Here is a 17,321-nt window from a genome sequence, read left to right on the forward strand (position 1 = left end):
CAGGTGCCATACGTATGGCGGTCAGACCTGCCACGCGGACCGCAGGATGGCGTCGACGGCGGCCAGCCGCGCGGTGCGCACCACCAGTGACAGCGGTTGCAGCGCGGCACCGGCCAGCTGAACCCCCGACGACGACTGGATGGAGATCGGGGTCATGCCCTCGCTGACGGTCAGGATCGCGTCGACCTGCGCGGCGGTGTCGAGCACCCGCAGGGCCCGGTCCGGGGCGTGGTCGGGTGCGGCGTGCTCGCGGTCGGCCGCCAGCAGCTGCTCGACGAGCTCGCGCGGGTCTTCCACATTCGCCCCCGGTCCGCCCGCCCGCAACGTGGTCAGCTGTTCGGCGGCGGTGCGCACCGCCGAACGCAGTTCCAGCTCGGCGGCGCCCAGGTCGAACTGTTCGGCAGCCGGCCCCGATGGAAGGGAGTAGACGGTCCAGGACAGCGAGCCGTCGGGCTCCGGCTCGTCGCCGTAGGCGTCCTCGGTCTCGCCGTATTCGGGCACCAGGCCGATGGCCCCGTCCTCGCTCTCGATGCGTACGGCCTCACCGACGGCCAGCGCATCGGCGGCGAACGCGCTGCCCGGCGGCAGCCCGCGGACGTCACCGGGCACCGGCAGCACCAGGCTCAGCGCCGGCCGGCCGGTGCGCGGACCGGCCGCCATGCGCAGCACTTGCAGGATCGACACCACCCCGGCGTCGTCGACGTCGGGCCAGGGCAGCCCGGTGCGGTTGGCGGCACCCAGGTCGTAGGCGGTGACGCGGTGATGCGGCGCCCACAACGACAGCGCGTCGAGCACGTCGTCGGGGGCGGCCCGCCCGGCCAGCCAGGCGTTACCCCACAGGGCCAGCGAAACACTCGGGCACCACATGGTCGGGGAGTTTAGCCGCTGACATCGTGCTGCCCGTCGCAGTGCGGCCGGGTTAGGGTGGGCATATGCCCGCGGCACTGATCTGGCTCATCGCGGCGCTTCTGCTGGCCGGCGCCGAGGCGCTCACCGGTGACATGTTCCTGCTGATGCTCGCCGGTGGAGCCCTGGCTGCGGCCGTCAGCCGCCAGCTGCTGGACCTGTCGCCGTGGGTCGACGGTGCGGTTTTCCTGGTGGTCTCGGTCCTGCTGGTCACCCTGGTGCGCCCGACCCTGCGTAGACGGCTGCAACCGGCGGCGCTGCCGGAGGTCGGCATCGAGGCGTTGGCCGGCCGTTCGGCGATCGTGCTGGAACCGGTGAGCCGCCACGGCGGTCAGATCAAGCTGGCCGGCGAGGTGTGGTCGGCGCGGCCGATGGTGGAACACGACGTGTACGGCCAGGGCGAGGAGGTCAGCGTCATCGCCATCGACGGCGCGACCGCCATCGTCGGACCGACGGGCTTTGGAAACTCGATCGAGGGGAGCGCGACATGATGCCGGCTTTGATACTGCTGCTGGTCCTGATCGGCCTGGGCGTGGTGATCGTCGTCAAATCGGTGGCGCTGATCCCGCAGGCGGAGGCCGCGGTGATCGAACGCCTCGGTCGCTACAGTCGCACCGTCAGCGGCCAGCTCACCATCCTGGTTCCGTTCATCGACCGCATCCGGGCCCGCATCGACCTGCGCGAGCGGGTGGTGTCCTTCCCACCGCAGCCGGTGATCACCGAGGACAACCTGACGCTGAACATCGACACCGTGGTGTATTTCCAGGTCACCAACCCCCAGGCCGCGGTGTACGCGATCAGCAACTACATCGTCGGCGTCGAGCAGCTGACCACCACCACGCTGCGCAACGTGGTCGGCGGTATGACCCTGGAACAGACGCTGACCAGCCGCGATCAGATCAATGCCGCGCTGCGCGTGGTGCTCGACGAGGCCACCGGCAAGTGGGGGCTGCGGGTGTCGCGGGTGGAACTGCGGTCCATCGACCCGCCGCCGTCGATCCAGGAATCGATGGAAAAGCAGATGAAGGCCGACCGCGAGAAGCGCGCCATGATCCTCACCGCCGAGGGTGTCCGGGAAGCCTCGATCAAGCAGGCCGAGGGCCAGAAGCAGTCGCAGATCCTGGCGGCCGAGGGCGCCAAGCAGGCCGCGATCCTGGGCGCCGAGGCCGAGCGGCAGTCCCGGATCCTGCGCGCCGAGGGTGAGCGGGCCGCCCAGTACCTCAAGGCCCAGGGCGAGGCGAAAGCCATCGAGAAGACGTTCGCGGCCATCAAGGCCGGCCGGCCCACCCCGGAATTGCTGGCCTACCAGTATCTGCAGACCCTGCCGGAGATGGCCAAGGGCGAGGCCAACAAGGTGTGGCTGGTGCCCAGCGACTTCGGTTCTGCGCTACAGGGTTTCACCAAGATGCTGGGGGCACCCGGAGACGACGGCGTGTTCCGCTACACCCCGTCACCGGTCGATCCGGCGCCGACGGGCACCGACGACGAGGACGTGGCCGACTGGTTCACCGGCGGCACCGATCCGGGCACGGCGCGGGCCGTCGCCGCCGCCGAAGCGGCCGCCGCGGCGCCGTCACCGACGTTGCCGGGCACCCCGCCGTCGATCCCGGGCGGACCCGCTGTGCCGCCGCAGGGATTGGCCTCCCCGCCGCCCGGGTACCCGCAGCCGACGGGAACTCCGCAACCCGGCGTGCCGCAATCCGGAATGCCGCAACACCGAAGGGACTGACCCAATGCCCGCACTGAACTCCAACCGCACCTACGCCGCGCTGGCCGCGTTCCAGGCCGCCGACGCCGTCGCGTGCGCGATCCCCGCACCGCAGATCACCGCGGCCCTCGACGCGGTGAACTGCCCGCCGGAGATCCGCCCGGTGCTGCCGGTGGTCAAGGCCGCCTCGGCGATCGGCCTGCTGTCGGTGTACCGCTTCCCGGGCCTGGCCCGGCTGACCACCGTCATGCTCACCATCTACTTCACCCTCGCCGTCGGCGCGCACGTGAAGGCCAAGGACTTCAGCCCCGGGCTGGGTGCGGCGTCGTCGTTCCTGGCGCTGTTCGCCACCCTGGCCGCCACGGGCCCGCAGCGCGAGTCCTAGCCGGGCCACTCCTGCTGATTCTCAGGCCGCCGGGGCGCTGATCTCATCGCCGTGGTGGGCATGTTGGGCGTGCACATGCCGGCGGTGCATCCGCCACTCGTACACCAGCCCGGCGATCCCCACCCCGGCCGTGCACGCCGACACCAGCAGCAGGACCGGGCTGACGGTTCCGGTCATTGCGTCGCCGAGGACCACCACCGCGGCGGTGCCCGGCAGCAGGCCGGCCATCGTGGCCAGCGTGTAGGGCGCCAGGCGCACCGTCGAGGCGCCCGCCGCGTAGTTGATCACCGAGAACGGGATCGCCGGGATCAGCCGCAGCGACAGCACCGCCGGCCAGCCGCGCCGGCGCAGGTGCTCGTCGGCGGCCTCCATTCGCGGATGGGCCAGCACCCGGGACAACCGCCAGTCGAACGCGCGGACGGCCAGCATGGCCAGTACTGCGCTGATGGTGCTGGCGGTCACCGCGATGAGGACGCCCAACGCCGACCCGAAGAGCAGGCCAGCGGCCAGGGTGAAGGCGGTGCGAGGGAACGGAAACACGGTGACCAGGGCGTGCGCGGCCAGGAACGCCAGCGGCAGCCACGGCCCGGCGGCCGCCGACCAGTCGCGCATCTGCATCGCCGAGGGCAGCGGGACCCACAGTACGATCGCCACCAATGCGACCAGCGCAATCGAGGTGAACACCACCCGCCGGCCGGAGAGTTGGCGGGCGACGGCGAACACGGTGACCGGCAGCGTGCGGAGCACCGCCAACGAGCGTCGCAAACTCCCATCGGGCCCGGCCACGGAAAACCAGCGTACGGGTTCCCGATGAACAACCGGTGTTACCGGCCGGTAGCCAGCGGCCGGATCGAAACCGCCGGTCACCATCATTTAGCCTGAGGAGAACGCCATTTCACAGGAGCTGCCAGTGTCTTCAGGGGTATCCGTCGAGCCCGCCCACCGGGCCGAGTTGGAAAAGACCCGCGCCCAGTGGCGCTCCGGGGTCGCCAAGGTGCTGTCCAAGACCACCCGCAAAGAGCCCGCCGAGCTCGGCGACGAGCCGGAACGGCTGCTCGACACCCTCACCTACGAGGGCGTCACCGTCCGTCCGCTCTACACCGCGCTCGACGAGCTGCCCGAGGCCCCGCTGCCCGGGCAGTGGCCGTTCACCCGCGGTGGCGAGGCCACCCGCGACGTGCTGGCCGGCTGGAAGGTCGCCGACGTGCACCCGCTGCCGGGACTGACGGTCGCCGACGCCAACGCCGCGCTGCTGGCCGAGCTCGGTATCGGCATCAGTGCCCTGGTGCTGCGCGTCGGGGACGACGGCGTCGCGTCCGGCGACCTGGACCGGCTGCTCGAAGGCGTCTATGTCGAGCTGGTACCGATCATCATGGAAGGCGCCGTGGGCGCCGAGTACACCGCCAACACCGACGCTTTGCTGCGGCTGGCCGCCGCCGTCAAACCCGAATACCGCGCGTCGGTGTCGATCGACCTGGGCGCCGACCCGCTGACCGCCGCGCTCACCGGTGCGGCCGCCCCGACGCTGGAGGACGTCACGGCCGTCGCCGTCCGGAGCCACAACGCCGGCCCCGGCATCCGCGCCATCACCGTCGACGGCGCCGCCCTGCACAACCGCGGCGCCGACGCCGCCCTGGAACTCGCCGGAGCCATCGCCGCGGGCACCGACTACCTGCGGGCGCTGACCTCGGCGGGACTGTCCACCGCAGACGCGTTGCGCCAGATCAGCTTCCGCGTCGCGGTGGCCGATGACCAGTTCGCCGGCATCGCGAAACTGCGTGCGCTGCGGCTGCTGTGGGCCCGGGTGGCCGAGGTGGCCGGCGCCCCGGAAGCCGGCGCCACCCGGGTGCACGCCGTCGCGTCGCTGGCCATGATGAGCCAGCGCGACCCCTGGGTGAACATGCTGCGCAGCACGCTGGCCGCCTTCAGCGCCGGGGTCGGCGGCGCCGACACCGTACAGCTGCACAACTTCGACGTCGCCATCCCCGGCGGCGTACCCGGCGCCGCTCCCGGCTTCGCCCGGCGCATCGCCCGCAACACCCAGCTGCTGCTGCTGGAGGAGTCGCACCTGGGCCGCGTCCTCGACCCGGGCGCGGGATCCTGGTTCGTGGAGGACCTCACCGAGGAACTCGCCGGAGCCGCCTGGACACACTTCCAGGCCATCGAGGCGCACGGGGGATTCAGCGCGGCAAGTGATTTCGTGAACGACACGGTCGCGCAGGTCCGCGACCGCCGCCGGGCCGACATCGCCCACCGCCGCGTCGCCGTCACCGGCGTCAACGAATTCCCCAACCTCGGCGAGGACCCGCTGCCCTACACCGAGGACTTGGCCGGCGTCGTGCGCTACGCCGCCGATTTCGAGGCGCTGCGGGATCGCTCCGACGCCTTCCTGGCCGCCTCCGGCTCCCGGCCCAAGGCGCTGCTGCTGCCGCTGGGCCCGCTGGCTGAGCACAACGGGCGCACCACGTTCGCCGCCAACCTGCTGGCCTCCGGCGGCATCGAGGCGATCAACCCCGGCCAGCTCGACGCCGCCGGTATCGCCGACGCCGTCGCCGCGGCAACCGAATCCGGCCTGCGCGGTGACATCGCGGTCATCTGCGGCACCGACGCACGCTACGGCGAGGAGGCCGCGGCGATCGTCGAGGCCGCTCACGGTGCGGGGCTGGCCCAGGTGTTCCTGGCCGGACCGCAGCGCGCGGTCGCCGAGGCGCCGGTGCAGCCCGACGGCTACCTGAACATGAAAATCGATGCCGTCGAAGCGCTTTCGGCGATGCTGACCCGATTGGGGGCGTGATGACCGCCAGCAAGACCTCCGCCATCGGCAGTTTCGCCGACGTCCCGCTGCACGCCGACGGCGCCGCGCCGGCCGCGCCGACACCCGAGCAGGCCACCGCGGCCGTCGACGCCGCGGCGGCGGCCAACGGCTACACCGCCGAGCAGCTGAAGTTCGAAACCCCCGAGGGCATCGACGTCCGACCGCTCTACATCCGCGCCGACCGCGACGCGGTGGCGGCAGCCGGCTATCCCGTCGACACCGTCCCCGGCGAGCCGCCATTCATCCGCGGCCCCTACTCGACGATGTACGTCAATCAGCCGTGGACCATCCGCCAGTACGCCGGCTTCTCCACCGCCGCGGAATCCAATGCGTTCTACCGGCGTAACCTCGCCGCCGGCCAGAAGGGCCTGTCGGTGGCCTTCGACCTGGCCACCCACCGCGGGTACGACTCCGACCACCCCCGGGTCACCGGCGACGTCGGCATGGCCGGGGTGGCCATCGACTCCATCCTGGACATGCGGGAACTGTTCGACGGCATCGATCTGGGCGCGGTCAGCGTCTCGATGACCATGAACGGCGCGGTGCTGCCGATCCTGGCGCTGTACGTGGTGGCCGCCGAGGAACAGGGCGTACCGCCGGAGAAGCTGGCCGGGACCATCCAGAACGACATCCTCAAAGAGTTCATGGTCCGCAACACCTACATCTACCCGCCCAAGCCCTCGATGCGGATCATCGCCGACATCTTCGCCTACACCAGCGCGAAAATGCCGAAGTTCAACTCGATCTCGATCTCCGGCTACCACATCCAGGAGGCCGGTGCGACGGCCGATCTGGAGCTGGCCTACACGCTGGCCGACGGCGTCGAGTACATCAAGGCCGGTCTCGACGCCGGCCTGGACATCGACAAGTTCGCCCCCCGGCTGTCGTTCTTCTGGGGCATCGGGATGAACTTCTTCATGGAGGTCGCCAAGCTGCGTGCCGGCCGGCTGCTGTGGAGCGAACTGGTCGCCCAGTTCAACCCCAAGAGTGCCAAATCCCTGTCGCTGCGCACACATTCGCAGACCTCCGGGTGGTCGCTGACCGCCCAGGACGTCTTCAACAACGTCGCGCGAACCTGCGTGGAGGCGATGGCCGCCACCCAGGGGCACACCCAGTCGCTGCACACCAACGCCCTCGACGAGGCGCTGGCGCTGCCCACCGACTTCTCCGCCCGCATCGCCCGCAACACCCAGCTGCTGCTGCAGCAGGAGTCGGCGACCACCCGCCCGATCGACCCGTGGGGCGGCTCCTACTACGTCGAGTGGCTGACCGCCCAGCTCGTCGAACGGGCCCGTGCGCACATCACCGAGGTGACCGAGCACGGCGGCATGGCGGCATCGATCGCGCTGGGCATCCCCAAGCTGCGTATCGAGGAGGCCGCCGCCCGCACCCAGGCCCGCATCGACTCCGGCGCCCAGACACTGATCGGCGTCAACAAGTACCAGCTCACCGAGGAAGAGCAGATCGAGGTCCTCAAGGTCGACAACTCCAAGGTGCGCGGCGAGCAGCTGGCCAAGCTGGAGCGCCTGCGCGCCGAGCGCGACGAGGCGGCCACCCAGGCCGCACTGGCCGAGCTGACCCGCGCCGCGGCGGCCACCGGTCCCGCCGGCGAAGACGGGCTGGGCAACAACCTGCTGGCCCTGGCCATCAACGCCGCCCGGGCCAAGGCCACCGGCGGGGAGATCTCCGACGCGCTGGAGAAGGTCTACGGCCGCTACCAGGCCGAGATCCGTACCATCTCGGGGGTGTATCGCGACGAGGCGGGCCGCGACGGCGGCGAGTCGAAGCTGACCGCGGTGACCGCGCTGGTCGACGCGTTCGCCGAGGCCGACGGCCGCCGCCCCCGCATCCTGGTCGCCAAGATGGGCCAGGACGGGCACGACCGCGGCCAGAAGGTGATCGCGACGGCGTTCGCCGACCTCGGCTTCGACGTCGACGTCGGCCCGCTGTTCGCCACGCCCGACGAGGTGGCGCGCCAGGCGTCGGACAACGACGTGCACATCGTCGGCGTCTCGTCGCTGGCCGCCGGGCACCTGACCCTGGTCCCGGCGCTGCGCGACGCCCTGGCCGCCGTCGGCAGGCCTGACATCATGATCGTGGTCGGCGGCGTGATTCCGCCCGGCGACTTCGACGAGCTGTACGCCAACGGGGCAACGGCGATCTTCCCGCCCGGCACGGTCATCGCCGACGCGGCCGGAGACCTGCTGCACAAGCTGGCCGACCGGCTCGGCTACGACCTGGGCTGACGCGTGGACATCACCAGCCTCGCCGCCGGGATCCGGGCGGGCGATCGGTCCGTCCTGGCCCGGGCCATCACCTTGGTCGAATCCACCCGCCCCGACCACCGGGACCAGGCCCAGCATCTGCTGCTGGAGCTGATGCCGGAAGCCGGCAGCGCCATGCACGTCGGCATCACCGGCGTACCCGGGGTTGGCAAGTCGACCTCGATCGAGGCCCTCGGCATGTACCTGATCGAGGCCGGTCACCGGGTCGCGGTGCTTGCGGTGGACCCGTCGTCCACCCGGACCGGGGGTTCCATCCTCGGCGACAAGACCCGGATGGGCCGGCTGTCCGTGCACCCCGACGGCTACGTCCGCCCGTCGCCGACGTCGGGCACCCTCGGCGGGGTCACCAAGGCGACCCGGGAGACCATCGTGCTGCTGGAGGCGGCCGGATTCGACATCGTCCTGGTGGAGACGGTCGGCGTCGGTCAGTCCGAGGTCGCCGTCGCCGACATGGTCGACACCTTCGTCTTCCTCACCCTGGCCCGCACCGGCGACCAGCTGCAGGGCATCAAGAAGGGTGTGCTGGAGCTCGCCGACATCGTGGTGGTCAACAAGGCCGACGGCGCGCACAAGATGGAGGCCCGCTCGGCCGCCCGGGAGCTGGCCGGTGCGATCCGGCTGATCTACCCGCGCGAGACCCTGTGGCGGCCCCCGGTGCTCACCATGAGTGCCCTGGAGGGCACCGGCGTGACCGAACTGTGGAACACCGTCTGCGATCACCGCCGGGTATTGACCGAGGCCGGTGAGTTCGAAACCCGGCGCCGCAACCAGCAGGTCGACTGGATGTGGGCGATGGTGCGCGACGAGGTGCTGGACCGGGTGCTCACCGCGCGCGGGGTCAAGGCGATCCGGGCCGACGTCGAGTCGGCCGTTCGGGAGGGCCGGCTCACCGCGGTGTTGGGGGCCGAACAGATTCTGGCGGCGGTGGCTGAGTAACCGGAAGTCTCCGGTGTGACCGCGCGGCGGATTTGCGCACGGGGATTTTCTGGTGTTTTCCGACGGTGCTTCGGCCGAATGAGGTGCCGGCCCGACCATCGGACACGGTGTCGTCTCGCCATCCGACGACACCTAGATATCCCATTTCCGACACCGTGTCGCGATTTTCGGCTACCTAGTCGAAACATGCTACGTAGTCGGAACATGCTGTGAGCAAACATGTTTTGAATCGCTGATTGGACGCTGGTCGCCATCTTTCGGCCTTGGCGGCCATCGGTACAGCTATGAACCCGCTGAGAGTCGGTGATGAAAAGCGTTGAGCTGCAATATGACTTGATCTGTCAAAAAATCGTGCCGGGGGAGACGTCGCGTCGAGGGAGGCCTTGACAGCCTTCCTGGCCGATCCTATGGTTTGCGTGAAATCAGCGGTATTGCTTGATGTTCGATGACGCACATCAAAGAATCGCTCACATTGGTCCGGGACGTCGAAACCTGTCCGGGGCTCATTTCGCGTCCCGCAGTCGCGGCCGCACCTTTATCCGGGCGAGGAGTTCTGTCAGGCATGTCTGCGTCTTCGTACACGCCCGTCGCAGTGATCGGGATGGCCTGCAGACTGCCCGGTGGCATCGACTCGCCGGACTCGCTGTGGACCGCCCTGCTGGGAGCAGAAGACCTGGTCAGCACCGTTCCGCCCGGGCGCTGGGACGCCGATGACTACTACGACCCGCAACCCGGAGTGCCCGGTCGGTCGGTGTCCAAGTGGGGTGGGTTCATCGACGATGTCGCCGGATTCGACGCCGAATTCTTCGGTATCGGCGGGGCGGAGGCCACCGCGATCGACCCACAACACCGGGTACTGCTCGAAACCGCCTGGGAAGCAGTCGAACACGCGGGGATCGACCCGAAATCCCTGGCCGGCACCCGCACCGGAGTGTTCGTGGGCATGACCCACGGCGACTACCAGTTGCTGGCCGCCGACGCCAATGTCATCGAGGGCCCATACGGGTTCACCGGCACCAACTACAGCCTGGCTTCTGGTCGGATCGCCTACGCGCTGGGTGCCTGCGGCCCCGCCTACACGGTGGATGCGGCCTGCTCATCGGGTTTGCTCGCAGTCCACCTCGCCTGCCGCAGCCTCGATGACGGCGAAAGCGACACCGCGCTGGCCGGCGGGGTATCACTGCTGCTGGACCCGCGCAAGATGGTGTCCGGATCCGCGCAGGGCATGCTGTCGGCGACCGGACGGTGCCGGGCGTTCGACGTCGCCGCCGACGGGTTCGTCTCAGCCGAGGGTTCGGCCGTCCTCATGCTCAAACGGCTGGCCGACGCTCGGCGCGACGGGGACCGGGTTCTCGCGGTGATCCGTGGCACCGCCGCCAACCAGGACGGGCACACCGTCAACATCGCCACCCCGTCCATGTCGGCGCAACGGGCGGTATATACCACCGCACTGACTGCGGCCGATGTCGATCCGTGTAGCGTCGGAATGGTCGAGGCGCACGGCACCGGCACCCCGGTGGGTGACCCCATCGAGTACGAGAGCCTGGCCGGCGTCTACGGAACCGCCGGACCATGCGCGCTGGGATCGGTGAAAACCAATGTGGGACACAGTCAGTCAGCCGCCGGTGCAGTCAGCCTGATCAAGGCGGTGCTGTCGGTTTCTCACGGCATCGTGCCAGCGAATCTGCACTTCTCCGGCCTGCCCGAGAAACTCCAGTCGATCCCGACCGGTCTGTTCGTGCCCCAACAGACCACCGATTGGCCGGTCACCGGGGACGGACCCCGCCGGGCCGCGGTCTCGGCCTACGGCTTGTCCGGCACCAACGTACACGCCGTCATCGAGCAGGCTCACGACGAGATCCCGCAGCCCGCACCCGGAGCCGACACCGCGCCGGCTCTGTTCACCGTTTCGGCGAGCTCGGAAGAGGAGCTGCGACGCAGCGCGATCCGCCTGGCGCAGTGGGTGTCCGGACCATTCGAAGACACCGGTGCCGGGCTGGGAGATCTTGCCTACACGCTGGCCCGCCGCCGTGGCCACCGGCGCCATCGGGTGGCGGTGACGGCCCGCGACAGCGCCGAGTTGGGGACCGCGCTACATGATGCGGGGGCACTGGCGCACCCGGCCGCGGTGGGGAACGACGACCGCGGGCCGGTCTGGGTGTTCTCCGGCCATGGCTCCCAGTGGCCCGCGATGGGCGCAGGATTGTTGCGCACCGAGCCCGAATTTGCTTCAGCCATAGCTGAACTGGAACCGTTGATGGTAGCGGAGGCGGGCTTTTCGATCACCGAACTGCTGACCGACCCCGCGCCCGTCACTGCCATGGACCGGGTCCAGCCGGCGGTGTTCGCCGTACAGATCGGGCTGGCCGCGACGCTACGGGGCCACGGCGTGCACCCGGCCGCGGTGATCGGTCATTCCATGGGTGAGGTCGCCGCCGCAGTCGTGGCCGGTGGACTGTCGCTGCGCGACGGCGTCGCGGTCATCTGCCGCCGCTCGGCCCTGATGGCCTCGATCGCCGGCTCCGGAGCCATGGCATCGGTGGAACTGCCCGCCGCCCAGGTCCTCTCCGAGCTCGCCGGTCGCGGTATCGGTGATGTAACCCTGGCGGTGGTGGCCGCACCGGGCTCCACCGTCGTCGGGGGCAACCGGGATTCGATCCGGCAGTTGCTCGCCGACTGGGCCGCGCGGGACATCGCTGCGGCCGAGGTGGCCGTCGAGGTCGCCTCCCATTCCCCGGAGGTCGCGCCGATCCTCGACGACCTGATCGAGGCTCTGACCGATCTGAACCCCGGGGAACCGCATTGTGACTATTACTCGTCGACGCTCTACGACCCGCGCGACCGGGCTGATTGGGACGCGTATTACTGGGCGGACAATCTGCGACACACGGTCCGCTTCGCGGCAGCAGTCCAGGCCGCACTCGAGGACGGCCACCGCGTATTCGCCGAACTGTCCCCGCACCCCCTGCTGACCCACGCCGTCGACCAGACCGCGCGGGACCAGGACACCTCCGTGGCCACGGTGGCAGCCATGCGCCGCGACCAGGATGGGGCTGGCGGGTTGCTTCCGGTGGTCGGCGCCCTGTACGCCGCCGGAGCCGCGGTGGATTTCGGAGCGATCCTGCCGGACGGGTCCATGGTGGACGCGCCGCTGCCCAGCTGGACCCACCAGCACCTGATGGTCGACCGCGACGAAGCCGGACCGACTGGCCCGACCGTTGCCGCGCACCCACTGCTGGGCGCCCACGTGCGGCTGGCCGAGGAACCCGAACGCCACGTCTGGCAGGCCGATCTGGGGACCGACGTCCAGCCGTGGCTGGCAGACCACCGGGTGCACACCGCCGCAGCGTTGCCCGCGGCGGCGTACTGCGAAATGGCGCTGAGCGCGGCAAGCGCCGTGCACGGACCGGGTGCGATCGCCACCGATATCACCTTCGAGCAGCTGCTGCTGCTCGATCCCTCCACCACCGTGTCCAGCACGGCGAGCGTGGCCGTCGGTGGCGGCAGCGCGTTCGTCGTGGAGACCGGCGGTGACGGTGGCGCCGTGCGCCGATCCGGGGCCCGACTAGCTCCGGCATCGCAGGAGCGTCCCGGTCGCCGCGACATCACGGTGCTGCGCGATACGCACCCCCAGCACATGGGCGGGGACGAACTGCGGGCCTGGTTCGCCGAGCGCGGGATCGACTACGGCCCGGCGTTCACCGGACTGACCGCCGCCTATACCGGCGGCGGACCGACCGTCCTCGCCGAGGTCAGCCTGCCCGTCAAGCTGCGATCGGCCCAGCGCGGCTACCTTATCCACCCCGCCTTGCTGGATGCCTGCTTCCAAGCCGCCGGCGCACACCCCGATCTGCAGGCCGACCTCACCGGGATGCTCGCGCTGCCACTGGGTGTGGCGCGGCTGCAGGTGCACGCCGACCCCCGGGCGGCCCGCTACTGCCTGCTCCGGATCAACCGGATAGACCTGACCGAGATCGACGCCGATATCGAGGTCCTCGACGAATCCGGTGCGGTGCTGGTCACCGTCACCGGTCTGCGCCTGGGTACCGGGCTGTCCCTGGGGTCGCGCAGGGCCCGCATCCTGGACGATCGCCTGCTGACCATCGATTGGGCCGCCGCACCGAATCCGACGCCATCGGCGGGCCAGGCCGGCCGCTGGCTGCTGATCGCTGCAACCCCGGGAACTGCCGGGCGGCTGGACACATTGGCCGCAGCGCTCCGCGACCACGGTGCGGCCGTCGAGACGCTGGCCCTTGCACCCGATACCGCCTGCGCGACGGACATGGCGGCACTCACCGAACTGCTGGCCCGCGAACGCTTCGCCGGGATCGTGATCCGCACGGCACCGACAGCCGACCGCGACACACCGGTAGCCGGCCTAGACCAGGTCGGCCGGTTGGTACCGGTACTGGCGGCCGTCGCCCAAACCCCCGGCGAGCACGGTGTTTTCCTGGTCACCGAGAACGCCCAGCAGGTACTGCCCGACGAGCCGATCGATCTGTCGCAGGGCGGGCTGCGCGGCTTGGTCCGGGTATTCGCCATGGAACAGCCCGGCACCGCGACCGTCCAGATCGACCTCGACACCGACTCCGACGCGTCGGATGTCGCCGCGCAGTTGCTGTCCGGCGCCGCCGAGGATGAAAGTGCCTGGCGCGCCGGCCACTGGTACGTGGCACGACTGCGGCCGACGCCGTTGCGACCCGACGAACGACGGAGCGTGCGCGCCGATCACGCAAGCGACGGGTTGCGCGTCGAGATCCGCACGCCGGGCGACCTGGAATCGGTCGAGCTGGTGGCCGTTGACCGGCATCCACCGGGACCCGGCCAGATCGAGGTCGCCGTCGCCGCATCGGCCCTCAACTTTGCCGACGTGCTCGTCGCACATGGCCGCTACCCGAGCTTCGAGGGACGACTTCCGCAGTTCGGGGCGGACTTCGCCGGAGTGGTGACGGCCGTCGGAGCGGGCGTCGTCGAACACCGCGTCGGCGATCGGGTCGCCGGAATCACCGGCCAGGGCGCGTGGGCGAGCTATCTGACCTGCGATGCGAGCCTCGCCGTACGCCTCGACGATTCGATCACCGACGGTGTCGCGGCTGCCGTACCCAGCGCCCACGCCACCGCCTGGTACTGCCTGCACGAACTCGCGCGGATCCGCCGGGGCGACAAGGTGCTCATCCACTCCGCCACCGGCGGCGTCGGCCAGGCCGCCGTCGCCATCGCGCGCGCTGCCGGCGCCGATATCTTCGCCACGGCCGGCAGCCCGGCGCGTCGTGATCTCCTGCGGCAGTGGGGAATCGACCACGTCTACGATTCCCGTAGCACGGCCTTCGCCGACGAGATCCGGGCCGACACGGCCGGTTACGGCGTGGACATCGTGCTCAACTCATTGCCCGGTGCGGCGCAACGCGCCGGTCTGGAGCTGTTGTCGTTCGGCGGCCGGTTCCTGGAAATCGGCAAGCGTGACATCTACGGGGACACCCGCTTGGGATTGCTGCCGTTCCGGCGCAACCTGTCGTTCCACGCCGTCGACCTCGCCCTGCTCACCCTCACCGAACCGGATGCCGTGGCCCGAGTGTTGACCTGCGTGTATCGCGCCATCGCCGACGGCGTGCTGCCGGCACCGGCCACCACCGAATATCCACTGTCGGAAGCGGCGACCGCACTGCGGACCATGGCCGCGGCCGGCCACACGGGCAAGCTGGTCCTCGTCGTGCCCCGCACGGGCGCCAGCGAGGTGGTACTTCCCCCCGAGCAGGTTCCGGTCTACCGGCCCGACGGTGCGTACCTGATCACCGGTGGTCTGGGCGGGCTCGGGCTGCACCTGGCTCAGCGTCTCGCGCAGGCGGGCTGTGGACGTATCGTGCTGAACGGCCGATCGGCGCCGACCGCCGAGGCGTCGGCCGTGCTGGCCGATATCGGCGCCACGGGCACCGAGATCGTGGTCGTCCGTGGCGATATCGCCGCCGAAGGCACCGCCGCGTGGCTGGTCGAGGCGGCGATGGCCACCGGATTGCCGGTGCGCGGCGTTCTGCACGCGGCAGCGGTCATCGAAGACGCGACCGTACCCAACATCACCGACGAGTTGCTGAAACGGGACTGGGGCGCCAAGGTTCACGGCGCCTGGCACCTGCAGCAAGCCACCGCGGACTCGCCGCTGGATTGGTTCTGCGTGTTTTCCTCGGCGGCCGCGATGGTTGGGTCCCCCGGACAGGGCGGGTACGCGGCCGCCAACAGCTGGCTGGATTCCTTCACCCGCTGGCGTCGCACGCAGGGGCTGCCGGCAACGGCCATCGCCTGGGGTGCCTGGGCGCAGATCGGACGCGGTCAGGCTCTGGCCGGGACAGTCACCGACATGGCCATCGCGCCCGACGACGGCGCACATGCCTTCGAAGCGGTGATCCGCTCTGATCGGGCATACACGGGTTACGCGCCGATCGCGGGAACGTCGTGGGTCCGGGCATTCGCCCGGTCCAGCAAGTTCGCCGAGGCGTTCGCCGCGCTCGGCGCAGGCACCCCCGGGACCAGCGCTCTGCGGGCGGAATTGCGTGAGTTGCCGCCGCACGAATGGCCGGCCCGGCTGCGCCGATTGGTCACCGAACAGATTGGGCTCATTCTGCGTCGCAGCGTCGAGCCGGACCGTCCGTTGACCGAATGCGGTCTGGATTCACTGGGCAGCCTGGAGATCCGTACCCGCATCGAGAAGGAAACCGGTGTAAGGGTGGGTGGCACGGCGATCACCACCGTGCGCGAACTCGCAGACCACCTCGCCGGTGCGATCGCCGCCCAGGACGACGCCGCGACATCGGGACCGGCATGGTCGCGATAACGGCAATCGGGGACTGGAACGGCGAGCCGGGGGAGTTGACCTCCTGGCATCCTTCGCCGGCCAGCCGGGCCCGATTGGCGTCGGCGCCGGTGAGTCCCATCCCGGTCAGCTATCAGCAGGAACAGCATCTGCGCGCGTTCCGTTCGCACACCGCTCGCGGCACCGAGATGGCCAGGTTGAACATCCCGGCCTGGGATATGCCCGGTCGCTGCGACGTGCGGGCGATGTCCCACGTGATCAACGCCTACCTGCGCCGGCACGACACCTACCACAGCTGGTTCGAGTTCGGCGCCGACGACTCCGTGGTACGTCGGACCGCGCGCAGCCCCCGCGACATCACACTGGTGCCGGTGGCTCACGGTGAGCTGACGGCGGCACGGTGGCGCGAACACGTGCTGTCCACGCCGGGCCCGCTGCAGTGGGACTGTTTCGGATTCGGGGTCATTCAGCGCAAAGACCATTTCACGTTTTACCTCGCCATCGACCACGTGCACACCGATGCGATGTTCATGGGTCTGGTACTTACCGAGATTCACCTCATGTACACCGCACTGGTCGGTGGACGACCGCCGATTCCGCTGACCCCCGCCGGCAGCTACCACGACTACTGCCTTCGGCAGCGCGCCTATACCGAATCGCTGAGCCTGCAATCACCGGAGGTTGTCGAGTGGATCCGATTCGCGCAGGGCAACGACGATGTGCTGCCGCACTTCCCGCTGCCATTGGGGTCAACCGACCACGCCTGGGGAGGTGACCTGATCACCGTCGACCTGCTCGACGCGGACCAGGGAGCCCGGTTCGAATCGGCGTGTGTCCGGGCCGGCAGCAGATTCTTCGCCGGGGTGCTCGCCTGTGCAGCTCTCGCCGAGACCGAACTCACGGGACGACGAAAGTATTTCGCGATCACACCGACGACGACCCGGCGGTCCGCCGAGGAGTTCATGACTACCGGCTGGTTCACCGGACTGGTGCCGGTCACGGTCGAGGTGACACCGGACTCGTTTGCCGACACCGCCCGATCCGCACAGCATTCCTTCGACGCCAACGTCGCGCTGGCCGATGTACCCGTCGAGCGGGTACTCGAACTGGCTGCGCCACTGGGCATCACCGCGCCCGCGCCGGGAGTGACCATGGTGTCCTTCCTCGACGCGGGGCTGCCGCCGCTCTCACCGGAAATCATCGACGCATGGGAAGGTATGAACGGAAAGCTGTTCTTCGACAACCGATCCGCATACCAGGTAGGCGTCTGGGTGAACCGGACCGCGCGGCGAACCACCGTTACCGTGGCGTTCCCGGACAATCCGGTCGCCCGAGCCTCGGTGACCCGCTACCTGGAGGTGCTGGTGCGGGAGTATCGCGACACCGCCAGCGGCGAGGGATACGGCAACGGCCCGTCGCGGGCGGTTCGGGTCCGGGCACACCGACCCGGGATACGTGCCGAAGCGCCGGTTGGCGGCTGA

The 17,321-nt window shown here is 69.8% G+C and carries 10 protein-coding genes; 8 read left to right on the forward strand and 2 right to left on the reverse strand.

Features of this window, described 5'->3' with window-relative positions; translation table 11 throughout:
* Nucleotides 1–21 precede the first annotated feature (21 nt).
* Nucleotides 22–867, reverse strand: a complete 846-nt coding sequence (locus G6N16_RS12175) for an Rv1486c family protein (protein WP_163787863.1) — start codon at nt 865–867, stop codon at nt 22–24.
* Between the two features lie 65 nt (nt 868–932).
* On the opposite strand from G6N16_RS12175, the gene G6N16_RS12180 reads away from it, so the two are divergent.
* From G6N16_RS12180 to G6N16_RS12190, 3 genes are read left to right on the forward strand one after another with little or no spacing between them, the layout of a single operon-like run.
* Nucleotides 933–1,397 (forward strand): NfeD family protein, encoded by a 465-nt coding sequence (locus tag G6N16_RS12180; protein WP_083030466.1) that lies wholly within the window; start codon nt 933–935, stop codon nt 1,395–1,397.
* Nucleotides 1,397–2,635 carry an SPFH domain-containing protein gene (locus G6N16_RS12185; RefSeq protein WP_083030510.1) on the forward strand — a complete coding sequence of 413 codons (1,239 nt, stop codon included), beginning with the start codon at nt 1,397–1,399 and terminating at the stop codon, nt 2,633–2,635. The genes G6N16_RS12180 and G6N16_RS12185 overlap by 1 nt, the downstream gene beginning before the upstream one ends.
* A gap of 4 nt (nt 2,636–2,639) precedes the next feature.
* Nucleotides 2,640–2,999, forward strand: coding sequence for a DoxX family protein (locus G6N16_RS12190; protein WP_083030465.1), 360 nt, complete (start codon nt 2,640–2,642; stop codon nt 2,997–2,999).
* Nucleotides 3,000–3,020: 21 nt separating this feature from the next.
* Here the strand turns inward: G6N16_RS12190 and G6N16_RS12195 are convergent, their stop codons facing one another.
* Nucleotides 3,021–3,746, reverse strand: coding sequence for a TVP38/TMEM64 family protein (locus tag G6N16_RS12195; protein WP_234805812.1), 726 nt, complete (start codon nt 3,744–3,746; stop codon nt 3,021–3,023).
* A 163-nt stretch (nt 3,747–3,909) separates the two neighbouring features.
* Here G6N16_RS12195 and mutA point away from each other — a divergent pair, with 163 nt between their 5' ends.
* The 5 genes from mutA to G6N16_RS12220 all read left to right on the forward strand — a co-directional run bounded on the left by mutA (nt 3,910) and on the right by G6N16_RS12220 (nt 17,321).
* Nucleotides 3,910–5,793 (forward strand): methylmalonyl-CoA mutase small subunit, encoded by a 1,884-nt coding sequence (gene mutA / locus G6N16_RS12200; protein ID WP_083030464.1) that lies wholly within the window; start codon nt 3,910–3,912, stop codon nt 5,791–5,793.
* A complete protein-coding gene (scpA, locus tag G6N16_RS12205; protein WP_083030508.1) occupies nt 5,793–8,060 on the forward strand; it encodes a methylmalonyl-CoA mutase in 2,268 nt (755 codons plus the stop codon). Before mutA ends, scpA begins: the two co-directional genes overlap by 1 nt.
* 3 nt (nt 8,061–8,063) lie before the next feature.
* The gene (meaB, locus tag G6N16_RS12210) at nt 8,064–9,035 is read left to right on the forward strand and encodes a methylmalonyl Co-A mutase-associated GTPase MeaB (RefSeq protein WP_083030463.1); all 972 of its coding nucleotides are present in this window, start codon (nt 8,064–8,066) and stop codon (nt 9,033–9,035) included.
* Nucleotides 9,036–9,597: 562 nt separating this feature from the next.
* Entirely contained in the window at nt 9,598–15,861 is a 6,264-nt protein-coding gene (pks2, locus tag G6N16_RS12215) for a sulfolipid-1 biosynthesis phthioceranic/hydroxyphthioceranic acid synthase (protein WP_083030462.1), read from the forward strand.
* Nucleotides 15,862–15,950: 89 nt separating this feature from the next.
* Nucleotides 15,951–17,321, forward strand: coding sequence for a condensation domain-containing protein (locus G6N16_RS12220; protein ID WP_234805811.1), 1,371 nt, complete (start codon nt 15,951–15,953; stop codon nt 17,319–17,321).

It is taken from the genome of Mycolicibacterium insubricum (assembly GCF_010731615.1).
Lineage (GTDB): Bacteria > Actinomycetota > Actinomycetes > Mycobacteriales > Mycobacteriaceae > Mycobacterium > Mycobacterium insubricum.